This window comes from Furfurilactobacillus curtus (assembly GCF_045862785.1).
GTDB classification, from domain to species: Bacteria; Bacillota; Bacilli; order Lactobacillales; family Lactobacillaceae; genus Furfurilactobacillus; species Furfurilactobacillus curtus.
The window spans coordinates 111,226-125,795 of record NZ_BQXO01000004.1 but is presented as its reverse complement, the minus strand read 5'-3'; the positions used below and the strand labels follow the sequence as shown (position 1 = coordinate 125,795).

Sequence of the window (14,570 nt, the reverse complement as noted above, 5' to 3'; positions counted from 1 at the left end):
AGGAGGCCACACGATGGGTCGTAGTCTTAAAAAAGGACCTTTCGCCGATGAACATCTGCTGAAGAAAATCGCTGCACAAGCCGATTCTGAAAAGAAAACTGTGATCAAAACTTGGTCACGCCGGTCAACGATCTTTCCTAGCTTCATCGGATACACAATCGCTGTTTATGACGGACGGAAACATGTCCCCGTGTTCATTTCTGATGACATGGTTGGTCACAAACTTGGCGAATTTGTGCCTACACGGACATTCCGTGGGCACGCCGGTTCCGACAAGGTAACTGGTAAATAATTAGGAGGACTGAACAATGGCTGAACAAGTTACAACTGCAAAAGCAACTGCAAGGACTGTTCGTGTCGCTGCTCGTAAGGTTCGCCTAGTTGTTGACCTTATTCGCGGCAAGAGCGTCAATGAAGCATTTGCCATTTTAAAATTCACGCCTCGTGGTGCATCTGCGGACGTAGAAAAAGTTTTGAAGTCTGCTGTTGCAAACGCTGAAAATAACTTTGACTTAGATCGTGCTGATCTAGTTGTTTCCGAAGCATTTGCTAATGAAGGACCAACCTTAAAGCGGTTCCGTCCTCGGGCTAAGGGTTCCGCATCACCAATCAACAAGCGGACAAGCCACATCACAGTAGTCGTATCTGAAAAGTAGGAGGGAACGAGCGTGGGTCAAAAAGTAAATCCAAATGGATTTCGTGTCGGTGTTATCCGCGATTGGGAAGCCAAGTGGTACGCGGACAAAGATTACGCAACTTGGTTAATCGAAGACGTGAAAATCCGTAAGTTTATTGATCAAAGACTTGCCGACGCATCTGTTTCAACCGTTGAAATCGAACGGGCTGCTGGTCGAGTGGTATTATCCATTCACACTGCAAAGCCCGGGATGGTTATCGGTAAAGGTGGGTCAGAAGTTGAAAAACTCCGTAAGGAATTAAACAGCTTAACTGGCAAGCAAGTTCATATCAACATTATTGAAATCAAAAAGCCTGACTTGGATGCCCACTTAGTTGGGGATTCAATTGCCAAGCAATTAGAGCAGCGGGTTGCTTTCCGTCGTGCAATGCGTGGTGCGATTCAACGTTCCATGCGTGCAGGTGCACACGGAATTAAGACGATGGTTTCAGGCCGTTTAAACGGCGCTGACATCGCCCGTAAAGAACGCTACTCAGAAGGAACGGTTCCGTTGCATACATTGCGGGCGGACATTGACTATTCTTGGGATGAAGCTCGGACCACTTATGGGATGATCGGTGTAAAAACATGGATCTACCGTGGTGAAGTCCTTCCTGCCAAGAAGTCAACAAATAATCAACGAGGAGGGAAATAATCATGCTGGTACCTAAACGGGTTAAGCACCGTCGGGAATTCCGCGGTCACATGCGTGGTGAAGCTAAGGGTGGTAAGACCGTTGCTTTTGGCGAATTTGGTTTACAAGCCACAACTTCATCATGGGTTTCTAACCGTCAGATTGAAGCGGCTCGTGTTGCAATGAACCGTTACATGAAGCGTGGTGGTAAAGTTTGGATCAAGATTTTCCCTCATAAGTCCTACACCTCAAAGGGTGTCGGTGTTCGTATGGGTAACGGGAAAGGGGCACCTGAAGGTTGGGTTTCTCCTGTTAAGCGCGGCAAGGTAATGTTTGAAGTTGGCGGTGTATCTGAAGCCGTCGCTCGCGAAGCATTGCGTCTTGCTAGTCACAAGCTACCCGTTAAGACGAAAATCGTAGCGCGCGAAGAAGTAGGTGGCGAATAATTATGAAAATGACTGACATTAACAAATTAACCACTGCTGAAATGCTTGATAAAGAAAAGGGCTACAAAGACGAATTATTCAATTTGCGGTTCCAATTGGCAACAGGTCAATTAGAAAACACTGCTCGATTGAAGCAAGTTCGTAAGAATATTGCCCGGTTGAAGACGGCTCTCCGTCAACAAGAATTAAGCCAAAGCAAGTAATTAGAATACGAAAGGAGAAGTTAACCTATGACTGAACGTAACGCACGTAAGGTTTACCAGGGCCACGTGGTTTCTGATAAGAATGACAAGACGATTATTGTCGCTGTTGATACTTACAAGAACCACCCAGTTTATGGTAAACGGGTTAAATACACCAAGAAATTCGTTGCGCAAGATGATAACAACGAAGCCAAAACTGGCGATATTGTACGGATCATGGAAACGCGGCCGTTGTCTAAGACCAAGCACTTCCGCCTCTTGAATGTCGTTGAAAAGGCCGTCATCCTGTAATAACCATTTCTACGTATTCTAATTAGTTGCGGAAGGAGGATAAAACCGTGATTCAACAAGAAAGTCGTTTAAAAGTTGCTGATAACTCGGGTGCCCGTGAAATCTTGACGATCAAGATTCTTGGCGGTTCAACACGGAAGTCAGCCAATATTGGTGACATCATCGTCGCTACTGTTAAACAAGCAACACCAGGTGGCGTTGTAAAAAAAGGTGATGTCGTAAAAGCCGTTATCGTACGGACCGTTTCTGGTATGCACCGGACTGATGGTTCTTACATTAAGTTTGACGATAATGCAGCAGTCATCATTTCTGATGACAAGAGCCCTCGTGGCACACGGATCTTTGGACCAGTTGCTCGTGAACTTCGTGAAGGCAACTTCATGCGGATCGTTTCTTTAGCACCTGAAGTGCTTTAATCAAGTAATCAAGCTGAATGCATAAGTTGAACAGGAGGTGCACAGCAGAATGTTCTTAAAGACTGGAGATCAAGTACGCGTTATCGCCGGTAAAGACAAAGGCAAAGAGGGCGCTGTTAAGCAAACACTTGTCAAGTCTGACCGCGTTGTCGTGGAAGGCATCAACATGGTGAAGAAACACCAAAAACCAAACAACGACTACCCACAAGGTGGGATTGTTGATGTTGAAGCCCCAATTCACGTTTCTAACGTTATGTTAATTGACCCATCAACTAAAGAACCAACTCGAGTTGGTTTTAAAGTCGAAGATGGCAAGAAGGTTCGAGTTGCCAAGAAATCTGGTAACACAATCGCTTAACTTTTGGGAAAGGAGGAAACGTTTAGAATGGCTAATCGTTTGAAAGAACGCTACGAAAAGGAAATTAAACCTTCCTTGATTGAAAAATTCAACTACACGTCAAGCATGCAAGCCCCACACATCGACAAGATTGTGCTGAACATGGGGGTTGGTGATGCGACCACTAACTCAAAGAACTTAGACGAAGCCGTTGAGGAATTAGGCTTGATTGCTGGTCAAAAACCAGTTATCACCAAGGCTAAGAAATCAATCGCTGGCTTCCGTCTTCGTGAAGGAATGTCCATTGGTGCTAAGGTAACTTTGCGCGGTGAACGGATGTATGACTTTTTAGACAAGTTGATCAATGTGTCATTACCACGTGTTCGTGACTTCCATGGTGTCTCTAACCGCTCCTTTGATGGACGTGGGAACTACACCTTAGGGGTTCGTGAACAACTGATCTTCCCTGAAATCAATTACGATAATGTTAACCGGGTTCGTGGCTTAGATATTGTTATCGTCACGACTGCTAACACTGATGAAGAATCCCGTGAACTGTTAGGTCAGCTCGGGATGCCATTTGCCAAGTAATAGGAGGCGCCACATACATGGCCAAGAAATCAATGGTTGTTAAGAGCGAACGCCCAGCTAAGTTCTCAACGCAGGCTTACACCCGCTGTGAACGTTGTGGCCGTCCGCACTCAGTTTACCGTAAGTTCCATCTTTGCCGTTTATGCCTACGGGATTTAGCTCATAAGGGTCAAATTCCTGGCATGAAGAAAGCAAGCTGGTAGGCTTCGATTTTTACTGAGAAAATTCGATTTGGATTCCTTTCAAGTCGTTTCATTTGTTTATATCGATACTAAAAGGAGGCAAATATCGATGTCTATGACAGACCCGATTGCAGACTTTCTGACACGGATTCGTAACGCGAACATGGTTCGCCACGATTCAGTTGAAGTGCCTGCATCAAAGATTAAGCGCGACATTGCCGAAATCTTGAAGAATGAAGGTTTCGTACGCGATGTTGAATACATCGACGATGATAAGCAAGGTATTATCCGTGTCTTTCTCAAATACGGTAAGGATGGCGAACGTGTCATCTCTGGTTTGAAGCGGATCTCTAAGCCTGGTTTACGTTCATACGTGAAAGCTGATTCAGTGCCAAAGGTTTTAAATGGCCTTGGTATTGCGATCATTTCCACGTCTGAAGGTGTGATCACTGATAAAGATGCTCGTCAAAAAGACGTCGGCGGCGAAGTGCTCGCTTACGTTTGGTAATCACTAAATAAGGATTGGAGGTGTAAATCGTGAGTCGTATTGGTTATAAGGTTGTAACTTTACCCGCTGGGGTTGAAGTTAAACAAAACGGCAATGATGTGACCGTTAAAGGGCCTAAGGGCGAATTAACGCGGACATTTGCTGATATTATTACTATGAAAGTTGATGGGACGGAAGTTTCGTTCACACGTCCTAGCGACGATAGCAAAGTGAAAGCTATTCATGGGACGACCCGTGCCAACTTCGCCAACATGGTTGAAGGGGTTACAGATGGTTTCAAGAAGACGCTGAAACTAGTTGGGGTTGGTTACCGTGCACAGTTGCAAGGTAAGAAGCTCATCATGAATGTTGGTTACTCGAACCCTGTTGAATTTGATGGTCGTGAAGGTGTCAGTGTTGAAGTTCCAGACAACACGACGGTCATTTTGTCCGGGATCTCTAAGCAACAAGTCGGCGACTATGCCGCTGAAATTCGTGGCATTCGTCCTCCTGAGCCTTACAAAGGTAAAGGGATTCGTTACGAAGGCGAACAGGTTCGTCGTAAGGAAGGTAAGACAGGTAAGTAAGCACATCAGCTTATTCATTTGTTTTTGCTTAAGGTGTCGCAGTGCACAGACTCACTGCGAATAAAATATGAGGTGAATTGTTGTGATTTCTAAACCAGATAAAAACAAAACACGCCAACGTCGTCATGCACGTGTGCGTGGTAAGATTTCTGGTACTGCGCAGCGCCCACGCTTGAACGTTTTTCGTTCTAATTCAAACATCTACGCGCAAGTAATTGATGACGTAGCGGGTGTGACGCTGGCAAGTGCCTCAACGTTGGATAAAGACGTTAAGGGAACCACGAAGACGGAAAAAGCAGCTTCCGTTGGTGAATTGGTTGCCAAACGTGCCAACGACAAGAAGGTCACGGATGTGGTCTTCGATCGTGGCGGTTACTTATATCATGGTCGGGTAGAAGCATTGGCTGAAGCCGCTCGTGAAAACGGACTTAAATTCTAGAGAAGGAGGAATTAACCAATGGCTTTTATCGACCCAAGCAAGTTAGATTTAGAAGATAACGTCGTTTCAATCAACCGGATCACTAAGGTTGTTAAAGGTGGTCGTCGTCTTCGGTTCTCTGCCTTAGTCGTTGTGGGGGACCACAATGGTCACGTTGGTTTTGGTACTGGTAAAGCACAAGAAGTGCCAGAAGCAATTCGTAAAGCAGTTGAAGCAGCCCACAAGAACTTAGTTGAAGTGCCAGTTGTTGGTTCAACGTTACCTCATGAAGTACTGGGTGTTTACTCAGGTTCAAAAGTGATGTTGAAGCCAGCTGTTGAAGGTTCTGGGGTTGCTGCTGGTGGCGCCGTTCGTGCCGTTATGGAACTAGCCGGTGTTGCCGATGTTACCAGTAAGTCTCTTGGTGAAAGCACACCTGTTAACGTTGTGCGTGCCACCTTTGAAGGACTTAAGGACTTAAAGCGGGCTGAAGATGTCGCTGCATTACGTGGCGTTTCTGTCGAACATTTAGCTGAATAAGGAGGACGTAACTCATGGCTAATCAAGTCAAGATTACTTTAGTGAAAAGTGCCGTTCACCAGAAGCCAAAAGTTCGTAACGTTGCGTATGGCTTAGGCCTTGGACGAGTTAACAGTTCTGTTATTCGGCCAAACAACGACGCGACTCGCGGCGCTATCATGAAGATTGCGCACTTAGTCACTGTTGAAGAAGTTAAGTAAATTCAATTTACGTGTAAGGAGGTGCCAACGAAATGAAGTTGAACGAATTACAACCAAACGAAGGTTCACGTAGTAAGCGGATGCGTCGCGGTCGCGGTGTGTCTGCTGGCAACGGTAAAACTTCTGGCCGTGGTCAAAAAGGCCAAAAGGCGCGTAGTAAGACGCGTGTCGGGTTTGAAGGGGGCCAAATGCCACTGTACCGTCGGATTCCTAAACGTGGTTTTACCAACATCAGCCGCAAGGAATTCGCTATTGTGAACTTAGCTTCATTAAACCGTTTTGATGATGGTGCTGACATTACGCCAGCAGCGCTCGTTGAAGCAGGTTTGGTGAAAAACGAAAAGAGTGGCGTTAAGATTCTTGGCAACGGTGCCGTTGAAAAGAAACTTACGGTTCACGCTAACAAATTCTCAAACGCAGCAGTTGCTGCAATTGAAGCAGCCGGCGGTAAGACTGAGGTGATCTAGTTGATCTCTACGATTTCGAATGCTTTCAAGACACGTGAAATCAGAAATAAGATCTTCTTCACCTTGTTTGTTTTAATCGTCTATCGGTTAGGCTGTTACATTACCGTTCCCGGGGTTAATGCACGTGCTTTACAAGCAGTCGCAAGCTCCGGGCTTGTTAATGTACTGAATATCTTTTCCGGTGGTGGATTAACGAACTATTCGTTGTTCGCCATGGGGGTTTCACCCTTCGTGACGGCGCAGATTGTGGTTCAATTACTTCAAATGGATATTGTGCCGCGATTTGTTGAATGGAGTAAACAAGGGGATGTAGGTCGGCGTAAGTTAAATCAAGCGACTCGTTATTTAACGATTGTTTTGGCTTTTGTCCAGTCCATTGGAATTACGGCAGGATTCAACGCTCTTAGTCCCATGCACTTAGTTAAAACGCCAAATCCACAAACGTTTATTATGATCGGGGTTCTGTTAACCGGTGGAACGATGTTTGCGACTTGGTTGGGTGATATGATTACCCAACGTGGTTTAGGAAATGGTGTTTCGATGCTGATCTTTGCTGGGATTATTGCACGCACACCAGTTGGAGTTCAGCAACTCTGGCGTGAAAACATCACCTCCGTTGCTAAAAGCCAGTTATGGCGTGGGGCGTTGTTCTTAGCCGCCATTGCAGTTCTCGTAATTATTATTATTGTCTTTGTTACGTGGGTCCAGCAGGCTGAACGACGAATTCCAATTCAGTACACACGACGCGCAACTTCGGCTGGATCCGGTAGTTATTTGCCTTTGAAGGTTAATGTTGCCGGGGTGATCCCCGTAATCTTTGCCAGTTCTTTAATTTCAACTCCACAAACGGTTTTGCTGGCGTTCCAGAAGAATCATGGGGCTGATGACTGGTATCAAATCATGTCCAAAATTTTTAACATGCAAACAACTCAGGGAGCTATCTTATACACGGTTCTTATCGTGTTGTTCACCTTTTTCTACGCTTTTGTGCAGGTCAATCCTGAAAAATTGGCTGAGAACTTGCAGAAACAAGGTGGCTATATTCCCAGTGTTTGGCCGGGACATGATACACAAGATTACATTTCACATTTGTTGATGCGGTTAAGTACTGTCGGGTCACTGTTCCTTGGCCTGGTTGCTCTAATTCCATTACTAGCTAGTGATATTTGGGGATTAGATGAATCAATCGGGTTAGGCGGAACGTCACTATTGATCGTGGTCGGTGTTGCAATTGACATAATTCGTCAACTTGACGGACTGATGATGAAGCGTCAATACGTTGGCTTCATTCAAGATGATCAGTTGGCCGCCCACGAAGCAACGGAAGAACAGGAGGATTAATCATGGCACTCAACTTGATTCTGATGGGCTTGCCTGGTGCCGGTAAAGGGACCCAAGCGCAAAAGATCGACGATGAATATCAAGTTCCGCACATTTCGACGGGGGATATTTTTCGGGAAGCAATGGCGAATGAAACTGAAATGGGTTTAGCCGCCAAAGCTTACATTGATAAAGGTGAATTGGTTCCCGACGAGGTTACGAACGGGATCGTTCGTGAACGTTTGAGTCAACCAGACGTCTTGAAAAATGGGTTCATGTTGGATGGCTATCCACGGAATCTTGATCAAGCGGCTGCGTTAGATCAAATGCTTGCCGACTCGAAACGTCACCTTGATGCCGTGATTAACATTGATGTTGATTCTGCAGTGTTAGTTGATCGCTTATCTGCTCGGTTTATCTGTCGAGTTTGTGGCGCAACTTATAATCGAATCAGTAATCCACCAAAGGTTGAAGGTACTTGCGATGTTTGTGGGTCCCATGACTTCTATCAGCGTGATGATGATAAACCTGAAACGGTTAAAAACCGGTTGGCTGTCAATATTAAGATGAATACACCTTTAGTTGATTACTACCAAGGCCAGGGTGTCTTGCACACGATCAATGGCCAACGTAAAATCGACGATGTTTTCGAGGACGTCTCCACTGTCTTACAGTCTGTCAGTGAATCGTAATTTTGGGGTTGACAAGTTCAAACCCATTATTTGCAGGACCCTTAAGAATGTGATAAAATCTCTTGGTATGGTTTGCGCAGAGTGGTGCGCCAAGAGGGTGGAAACGGTTGTTTTCGCCGTTTTTCCGTCTTTTTTTGCCACCGTATCGCAAGAATTAAAGTTCATAAGGGGAGGGAATTCTGTTTGGCAAGTGACGTAATTGAAATCGAAGGCACTGTTAAAGAAACATTGCCTAATGCGATGTTTAAAGTAGAACTTGAGAACGGTCATGAAATCTTGGCTCACGTGTCAGGTAAGATCCGAATGCATTATATTCGGATTCTGCCTGGTGACAAGGTCACCGTTGAAATGTCACCGTACGATTTGACAAAGGGTCGGATTACTTACCGTTTCAAGTAATCGTCGCCTCATAATTATGGAGGAAAAATCATGAAAGTAAGACCATCAGTAAAGCCTATGTGTGAACACTGCCGTGTGATTAAGCGTAACGGTCGTGTCATGGTGATTTGCTCTGCAAATCCAAAGCATAAGCAACGTCAAGGTAAATAATTCAGAAAAAAGGAGGTAATTGTTATGGCTCGTATTGCAGGTGTTGACCTTCCACGGGACAAGCGAATCGTGATTGGTTTAACTTACATTTTCGGAATCGGTAATACATCAGCGCAAAAGATTTTGGCTGATGCTGGTGTTAGCGAAGATATTCGAGTTCGGGACTTAGCGCCTGAAGACGAAGATAAAATTCGTGCAATTGTTGACAACTATAAGGTTGAAGGGGATCTTCGCCGGGAAGTCAGCTTGAACATCAAGAACTTACAAGAAATTGGTTCATACCGAGGCATGCGGCACCGTCGTGGTTTACCAGTGCGCGGACAGCACACGAAGAACAACGCACGGACTCGCAAAGGCCCAGCTAAAGCAATTGCTGGCAAGAAGAAGTAATTCATTTCAAATAAAGGAGGTTAGCATTTCTTATGGCAGGTAGAAAAACATCACGTAAGCGTCGTGTCAAAAAGAACGTTGAATCAGGTGTTGCGCACATTCACTCAACGTTTAACAACACGTTAGTTATGGTTACCGATGTGCAAGGGAACGCTGTGGCATGGTCTTCAGCTGGTGCTCTTGGCTTTAAAGGTAGTCGTAAATCAACGCCATTCGCTGCTCAAATGGCTGCTGAAGCCGCTGCAAAAGGCGCAATGGAACATGGAATGAAGACGGTTGAAGTTGCCGTTAAAGGACCTGGTTCTGGTCGTGAAGCCGCTATCCGTGCTTTACAATCAACTGGTCTTGAAGTGACTTCAATCCGCGATGTAACTCCAGTTCCACATAACGGATCTCGTCCTCCAAAGCGTCGTCGTGTTTAATTGATGACATCACTTTGTTGGAGTGATGGACGTTCATTGATTAAATTAGACGAGTTTTGAAAGGGGTAAACAAAAGAATGATCGAATTTGAAAAGCCAAACATTCACAAAATCGATGAAAGTGATAACTATGGGAAGTTCGTTGTTGAACCACTAGAACGTGGCTATGGAACGACCCTTGGCAACTCGCTACGACGAATTTTACTTTCATCATTGCCTGGTGCGGCTGTCACTAGTATTCAAATTGATGGTGTACTCCACGAATTCTCTACTGTTGAAGGTGTCGTGGAAGATGTTACACAGATCATTTTGAACATGAAGAAAGTTTCTTTGAAAATGGCGACCGACGAAGAAAAGGGCATGGACATTGATGTCAAGGGTCCGGCGACTGTCACAGCAGGTGACATTCAAACGGATGCTGATGTTGAAGTGATGAACCCGGATCTTTACATCTGCACAGTAGCAGACGGTGCCACTTTCCATATGCACTTAACTGCTAACAAGGGCCGTGGTTATGTTTCAGCTGATGAAAATAAAACTCGTCAGGATGATATGCCAATTGGCGTGTTACCAATCGATTCCATTTATACCCCAATCGAACGTGTAAACTACCAAGTTGAAAATACTCGTGTTGGCCAGCGTGACGACTATGACAAGTTAACTTTGGATGTGTGGACCGATAGTTCCATTTCACCAAGTGAAGCCATTAGTTTAGCTGCCAAGATCTTAACTGAACACCTTGCGATGTTTGTTGATTTAACCGATACGGCAAAAAATGCTGAAATCATGGTTGAAAAAGAAGAGACACACAAGGAAAAGATGCTCGAAATGACCATCGAAGAGTTGGATCTGTCTGTACGTTCATACAACTGTTTGAAGCGTGCTGGAATCAACACGGTTCAAGAGTTAACTGATCGGACAGAAGCGGACATGATGAAGGTTCGTAACCTTGGTCGTAAGTCACTTGAAGAAGTTAAGGCAAAATTAGCTGGCCTTGGTCTTTCTTTGAAACAAGAAGACTAGTCAGACTTATTGATAGAAGGAGGGTTCAGCATGAGCTACCGCAAATTAGGGCGTACCAGTTCTCAACGTAAAGCTTTATTGCGTGATTTAACGACTAGTTTGATCGTTAACGGTCGAATTGAAACGACTGAAGCGCGCGCTAAAGAAGTTCGTAAAACTGCCGACCAAATGATTACCTGGGGTAAGCAAGGCGACTTGCACGCACGTCGTGAAGCTGCTAGCTTTGTCCGTGGCGTAATCGCTGATGTTAAAGAAGACGGTGACAATGTTAAGGCACAGAGTGCTTTGCAGAAGTTATTTGATGAATTAGCACCACGGTTTGCAGAACGTAATGGTGGTTACACACGGATGTACAAGACCATGCCGCGTCGTGGTGATGCAGCACAAATGGTCATCTTGGAATTCGTTGACTAATCATTAAGCGACAGTGGGAATAGCTGTCCTAAGTTGATCGACGGGTCACCTTAGTATTTGAATATTCAAAATAATCACTAGTACCAATGGTATAAAGCGTTATGATGATGGCGATCGCGTTCGCCCAGTCTAGCTTGAATGAGCTGATGCTCGCACCGTGGTACTAAGTGATTTTTTTGTATCCAAAATGAGGGGGCATTTGCGACAGCGCTTGCATGGCGGCCGGCTTTTCGCTAAAATAGTGCGGTATTCAGCGTTTCATAATGAGGTGGTAATGGTGCAGAGGCGTCGGGCAAAATTGATTACAGGGTTAGTTGTCTTAATCTTGGCAACTCTAGCATTAGGAGCAACCGCGATTACGACAATTAACGCTGAACGCGAACATGCTGCTTATGAATCAAAGCTTCGACATCTAAGTGAAAAAGCGGCTAAGTTATTGCCGAAAGAAGCGTTTAAACCTGGACACTATTCATTACATGAGACGCATTACGTTCATGGGTATCGTGTGACTGCTTACGCTAGAGTCGATGATCAAGGGCATCTGATTTATTTGGAATTCGACCAACTTGATGCGTTTGGCCTCTTTAATCCATTGACGAGTGCCAGTGTGGAGTTATGGAACCAACAGCTGCTAAATAACCCAAATGTTAATGATTTAAAGCGAGCTGGGGCGGATCCAGCATTTTTTTCATTGTATCAAAAGTATATGACGCGATTAATTCATGCAGCGCATACGGGTGAGGTCTTTAAAATTACGGTACATAATCAGGCGAGCATGAGGAAATGAGGATTTACTGTGGCAGATATTATAAAGGTTGAACAATTAACCTATCGTTATTCGCAAGCAGATCAGTTAGCATTAGATCATGTGTCTTTTTCAGTTGCAGCTGGAGAATGGATTGCGATCGTTGGTCACAACGGGAGTGGCAAGAGTACATTGGTACGAGCAATTGACGGCCTGATCGGATATGAGGAAGGTTCAATCACTGTTGCTGGTACCGAACTAAGCCCAGAGTCGGTATGGTTGGTGCGCGAGCACATCGGTATGGTGTTTCAGAACCCAGATAATCAGTTTGTTGGTGCCACGGTTGCTGACGATGTTGCTTTTGGTTTGGAAAACGCCAGTGTGCCTAGAACAGAGATGCAGGAGCGCGTTAAGGCGGCACTTAGTGAAGTTGATATGCTTGATTTTGCTGATCGGGAACCGAGCCGACTATCAGGTGGGCAAAAACAACGCGTTGCGTTAGCTGGGATTATTGCGATGAATCCTAGTATTATCGTATTAGATGAAGCGACTAGCATGTTAGATCCTCACGGCCGCCAAACCGTGTTGGCCGTGCTAACAAAGCTACGTAAGGCTGGACAGGCGCCCACCATTATTTCGATTACCCATGATTTAGCCGAAGCGGCGCAAGCACAGCGTTTGTTGGTTATGAATGATGGTAAGCTGATCACCCAGGGAACACCAACGACGATTTTTAGCAATGATGCGTTGCTGCAGGCGACAGGACTAGATGAACCCTTTACAACAAAGTTAAGCCGCGCGTTAGCACAACGGCAGTTAGCTAGCCCGACAGGTTATTTGACGGATGATGAAATGGAGGATTGGTTATGGCAATCTCATTCGACCATGTAGACTTTACTTACCAGCCAAATTCACCATTTGAAGCAGTGGGGCTGTCAGACATTTCCTTTCAGATTCCGGATGAATCGTTTACGGCGATCATTGGACATACGGGTAGTGGTAAAAGTACACTGGTACAACATTTAAACGGTTTGTTAAAGCCCACGAGCGGTACAGTGACCGTCGATGATTTTACTTTGACAAATGCAACAACCAATCGAAATTTAAAAACGTTGCACCAGCACGTGGGAATGGTCTTTCAATTTCCTGAGAATCAATTGTTTGATCAAACGGTGGCTAAAGACATTGCATTTGGCCCCCTGAATTTCGGCTATTCTGACACGGAGGCGACTGAACTTGCTCACAAAGCTGCACGTGATGTCGGCTTAAGTGACGATTTATTAGAGCGGTCGCCATTTGAGCTATCTGGTGGTCAGATGCGCCGGGTCGCGATTGCTGGCGTCTTAGCTAGTCGGCCTCATATATTGGTCTTAGATGAACCGACGGCCGGACTTGATCCGCGTGGTCGACAAGAAATGATGCAGATGTTTGCGCGATTAAAGACGGAACAACATCTGACGATTATGTTGGTAACTCACCAGATGGATGATGTCGCTGATTATGCAGATCATGCATTGGTGATGGCACACAGCCAGCTGGTTAAATTTGGGACACCGACCGATATTTTTAGCGACCAGCAGTGGGTGACTGAACATGAATTGGAATTACCAACGGCAGCTAAATTTGCACTGCGTTTAGCTAATCGTGGTTTTCAATTTGATTCATTACCACTGACAGAGGCCGACTTGGCTGACGCTTTGACAGGTCAATTACCGAGGAGGGACGCATAATGTTAGAGCAACTTACATTAGGGCGTTATATTCCCGGACAATCTTGGCTCCATCGATTAGATCCACGTGCCAAATTACTATTGGCTTTGTATTTGATCGTTATGGCGTTTTTAACAACGACGTGGACGACCTATGTACTACTCTTTGCATTTGTCGGTGGGCTGATTTGGTTGACGGGGCTTAGTTTAAGCTACTTTATTCGTGGTATTGGCCCATTGATTTGGCTGATCGTTTTTACCGCATTATTGCAATTATTATTTACACCTGGAGGTCATGTTTATTGGCACTGGGGCGTATTGATGATTACCCAAACAGGGATTGAACTGTCTACTGCAGTCTTCTTGCGCTTTCTCTTAATTATTACAGTGGCCACGGTGCTCACATTAACCACCGCACCACTGGCGATTGCGGATGGTGTCGAGTCGATGTTACGTCCGCTACGGGTGGTGCATTTTCCGGTTGCGCAAACTGCGTTGATGTTGTCGGTAGCTCTGCGATTTGTGCCAACGTTGCTTGACGAGGCGCAAACGATCATGAACGCCCAGCGGGCCCGTGGTGTCGAGTTCAACAATGGTGGTTTGATTAAACGTCTCCGGGCCATTGTCCCTTTACTTATTCCGCTCTTCGTTGGTGCAATTGGCCGAGCAGACGACTTAGCGACGGCTATGGAGGCGCGCGGTTATCAAGGTAGTGAGCATCGTACCCGCTATCGGGTGATTCATTGGCATGGTTTTGATACTGGTGCTGTGATCGTCGTTATCGTTTTGAATATTGTGCTCGTTTTCTTACGACATTTGGGTTAATTGAAAGG

Annotated in this window: 28 protein-coding genes; all 28 read left to right on the top strand. The window is 45.4% G+C overall.

All coding sequences use genetic code 11. The features are described 5' to 3' along the window. Positions 1–13: 13 nt before the first annotated feature. On the top strand, positions 14–292 hold the full coding sequence (gene rpsS, locus ACKTR2_RS07875) for a 30S ribosomal protein S19 (protein WP_407879286.1): 279 nt from the start codon (positions 14–16) through the stop codon (positions 290–292). Between the two features lie 16 nt (positions 293–308). Continuing rightward, entirely contained in the window at positions 309–656 is a 348-nt protein-coding gene (gene rplV, locus ACKTR2_RS07870; RefSeq protein ID WP_407884242.1) for a 50S ribosomal protein L22, read from the top strand. A gap of 12 nt (positions 657–668) precedes the next feature. Then, a complete protein-coding gene (gene rpsC / locus ACKTR2_RS07865) occupies positions 669–1,331 on the top strand; it encodes a 30S ribosomal protein S3 (protein ID WP_407884240.1) in 663 nt (220 codons plus the stop codon). A gap of 2 nt (positions 1,332–1,333) precedes the next feature. Beyond that, the gene (gene rplP, locus ACKTR2_RS07860; RefSeq protein WP_407884238.1) at positions 1,334–1,756 is read left to right on the top strand and encodes a 50S ribosomal protein L16; all 423 of its coding nucleotides are present in this window, start codon (positions 1,334–1,336) and stop codon (positions 1,754–1,756) included. Positions 1,757–1,758: 2 nt separating this feature from the next. Beyond that, on the top strand, positions 1,759–1,959 hold the full coding sequence (gene rpmC / locus ACKTR2_RS07855; RefSeq protein WP_407884236.1) for a 50S ribosomal protein L29: 201 nt from the start codon (positions 1,759–1,761) through the stop codon (positions 1,957–1,959). A 27-nt stretch (positions 1,960–1,986) separates the two neighbouring features. Further along, a complete protein-coding gene (gene rpsQ / locus ACKTR2_RS07850) occupies positions 1,987–2,250 on the top strand; it encodes a 30S ribosomal protein S17 (RefSeq protein WP_407884234.1) in 264 nt (87 codons plus the stop codon). A 47-nt stretch (positions 2,251–2,297) separates the two neighbouring features. Further along, complete coding sequence (gene rplN, locus ACKTR2_RS07845; RefSeq protein WP_017262660.1) at positions 2,298–2,666, top strand: 50S ribosomal protein L14; 369 nt, start codon at positions 2,298–2,300, stop codon at positions 2,664–2,666. A 49-nt stretch (positions 2,667–2,715) separates the two neighbouring features. Then, positions 2,716–3,024 carry a 50S ribosomal protein L24 gene (gene rplX, locus ACKTR2_RS07840; RefSeq protein ID WP_407884232.1) on the top strand — a complete coding sequence of 103 codons (309 nt, stop codon included), beginning with the start codon at positions 2,716–2,718 and terminating at the stop codon, positions 3,022–3,024. A 27-nt stretch (positions 3,025–3,051) separates the two neighbouring features. Then, on the top strand, positions 3,052–3,594 hold the full coding sequence (gene rplE / locus ACKTR2_RS07835; RefSeq protein WP_407884230.1) for a 50S ribosomal protein L5: 543 nt from the start codon (positions 3,052–3,054) through the stop codon (positions 3,592–3,594). A 17-nt stretch (positions 3,595–3,611) separates the two neighbouring features. Further along, a complete protein-coding gene (locus ACKTR2_RS07830; protein ID WP_407884228.1) occupies positions 3,612–3,797 on the top strand; it encodes a type Z 30S ribosomal protein S14 in 186 nt (61 codons plus the stop codon). 88 nt (positions 3,798–3,885) lie between these two features. Then, complete coding sequence (gene rpsH / locus ACKTR2_RS07825; RefSeq protein WP_407884226.1) at positions 3,886–4,284, top strand: 30S ribosomal protein S8; 399 nt, start codon at positions 3,886–3,888, stop codon at positions 4,282–4,284. 29 nt (positions 4,285–4,313) lie between these two features. Continuing rightward, positions 4,314–4,850, top strand: a complete 537-nt coding sequence (gene rplF / locus ACKTR2_RS07820; RefSeq protein ID WP_407884224.1) for a 50S ribosomal protein L6 — start codon at positions 4,314–4,316, stop codon at positions 4,848–4,850. Between the two features lie 82 nt (positions 4,851–4,932). After that, positions 4,933–5,289 carry a 50S ribosomal protein L18 gene (gene rplR / locus ACKTR2_RS07815; RefSeq protein ID WP_407884222.1) on the top strand — a complete coding sequence of 119 codons (357 nt, stop codon included), beginning with the start codon at positions 4,933–4,935 and terminating at the stop codon, positions 5,287–5,289. Positions 5,290–5,307: 18 nt separating this feature from the next. Further along, complete coding sequence (rpsE, locus tag ACKTR2_RS07810) at positions 5,308–5,808, top strand: 30S ribosomal protein S5 (RefSeq protein ID WP_407884220.1); 501 nt, start codon at positions 5,308–5,310, stop codon at positions 5,806–5,808. Between the two features lie 14 nt (positions 5,809–5,822). Then, positions 5,823–6,008: a 50S ribosomal protein L30 gene (gene rpmD / locus ACKTR2_RS07805; RefSeq protein WP_407884218.1), complete on the top strand. Its 186-nt coding sequence runs from the start codon at positions 5,823–5,825 to the stop codon at positions 6,006–6,008. 32 nt (positions 6,009–6,040) lie between these two features. Further along, on the top strand, positions 6,041–6,475 hold the full coding sequence (rplO, locus tag ACKTR2_RS07800) for a 50S ribosomal protein L15 (RefSeq protein WP_407884216.1): 435 nt from the start codon (positions 6,041–6,043) through the stop codon (positions 6,473–6,475). Continuing rightward, positions 6,476–7,816, top strand: a complete 1,341-nt coding sequence (secY, locus tag ACKTR2_RS07795; RefSeq protein ID WP_407884214.1) for a preprotein translocase subunit SecY — start codon at positions 6,476–6,478, stop codon at positions 7,814–7,816. A 2-nt stretch (positions 7,817–7,818) separates the two neighbouring features. Further along, complete coding sequence (locus ACKTR2_RS07790) at positions 7,819–8,487, top strand: adenylate kinase (RefSeq protein ID WP_407884212.1); 669 nt, start codon at positions 7,819–7,821, stop codon at positions 8,485–8,487. A 183-nt stretch (positions 8,488–8,670) separates the two neighbouring features. Then, complete coding sequence (gene infA / locus ACKTR2_RS07785) at positions 8,671–8,886, top strand: translation initiation factor IF-1 (RefSeq protein WP_017262672.1); 216 nt, start codon at positions 8,671–8,673, stop codon at positions 8,884–8,886. 30 nt (positions 8,887–8,916) lie between these two features. Then, positions 8,917–9,036: a 50S ribosomal protein L36 gene (gene rpmJ, locus ACKTR2_RS07780; RefSeq protein WP_081495882.1), complete on the top strand. Its 120-nt coding sequence runs from the start codon at positions 8,917–8,919 to the stop codon at positions 9,034–9,036. A gap of 24 nt (positions 9,037–9,060) precedes the next feature. After that, positions 9,061–9,426: a 30S ribosomal protein S13 gene (gene rpsM, locus ACKTR2_RS07775; protein ID WP_407884210.1), complete on the top strand. Its 366-nt coding sequence runs from the start codon at positions 9,061–9,063 to the stop codon at positions 9,424–9,426. A gap of 32 nt (positions 9,427–9,458) precedes the next feature. Further along, a complete protein-coding gene (gene rpsK / locus ACKTR2_RS07770; RefSeq protein WP_407884208.1) occupies positions 9,459–9,848 on the top strand; it encodes a 30S ribosomal protein S11 in 390 nt (129 codons plus the stop codon). A 77-nt stretch (positions 9,849–9,925) separates the two neighbouring features. Further along, entirely contained in the window at positions 9,926–10,870 is a 945-nt protein-coding gene (locus ACKTR2_RS07765; protein WP_407884206.1) for a DNA-directed RNA polymerase subunit alpha, read from the top strand. 30 nt (positions 10,871–10,900) lie between these two features. Then, positions 10,901–11,284 carry a 50S ribosomal protein L17 gene (gene rplQ, locus ACKTR2_RS07760; protein ID WP_407884204.1) on the top strand — a complete coding sequence of 128 codons (384 nt, stop codon included), beginning with the start codon at positions 10,901–10,903 and terminating at the stop codon, positions 11,282–11,284. Positions 11,285–11,558: 274 nt separating this feature from the next. After that, the gene (locus ACKTR2_RS07755; protein ID WP_407884202.1) at positions 11,559–12,071 is read left to right on the top strand and encodes a hypothetical protein; all 513 of its coding nucleotides are present in this window, start codon (positions 11,559–11,561) and stop codon (positions 12,069–12,071) included. A 9-nt stretch (positions 12,072–12,080) separates the two neighbouring features. Next, complete coding sequence (locus ACKTR2_RS07750) at positions 12,081–12,920, top strand: energy-coupling factor ABC transporter ATP-binding protein (protein WP_407884200.1); 840 nt, start codon at positions 12,081–12,083, stop codon at positions 12,918–12,920. Further along, positions 12,896–13,759 (top strand): energy-coupling factor ABC transporter ATP-binding protein, encoded by an 864-nt coding sequence (locus ACKTR2_RS07745; protein ID WP_407884198.1) that lies wholly within the window; start codon positions 12,896–12,898, stop codon positions 13,757–13,759. The genes ACKTR2_RS07750 and ACKTR2_RS07745 overlap by 25 nt, the downstream gene beginning before the upstream one ends. Beyond that, a complete protein-coding gene (locus ACKTR2_RS07740) occupies positions 13,759–14,562 on the top strand; it encodes an energy-coupling factor transporter transmembrane component T family protein (protein ID WP_407884196.1) in 804 nt (267 codons plus the stop codon). The genes ACKTR2_RS07745 and ACKTR2_RS07740 overlap by 1 nt, the downstream gene beginning before the upstream one ends. Positions 14,563–14,570 lie beyond the last annotated feature (8 nt).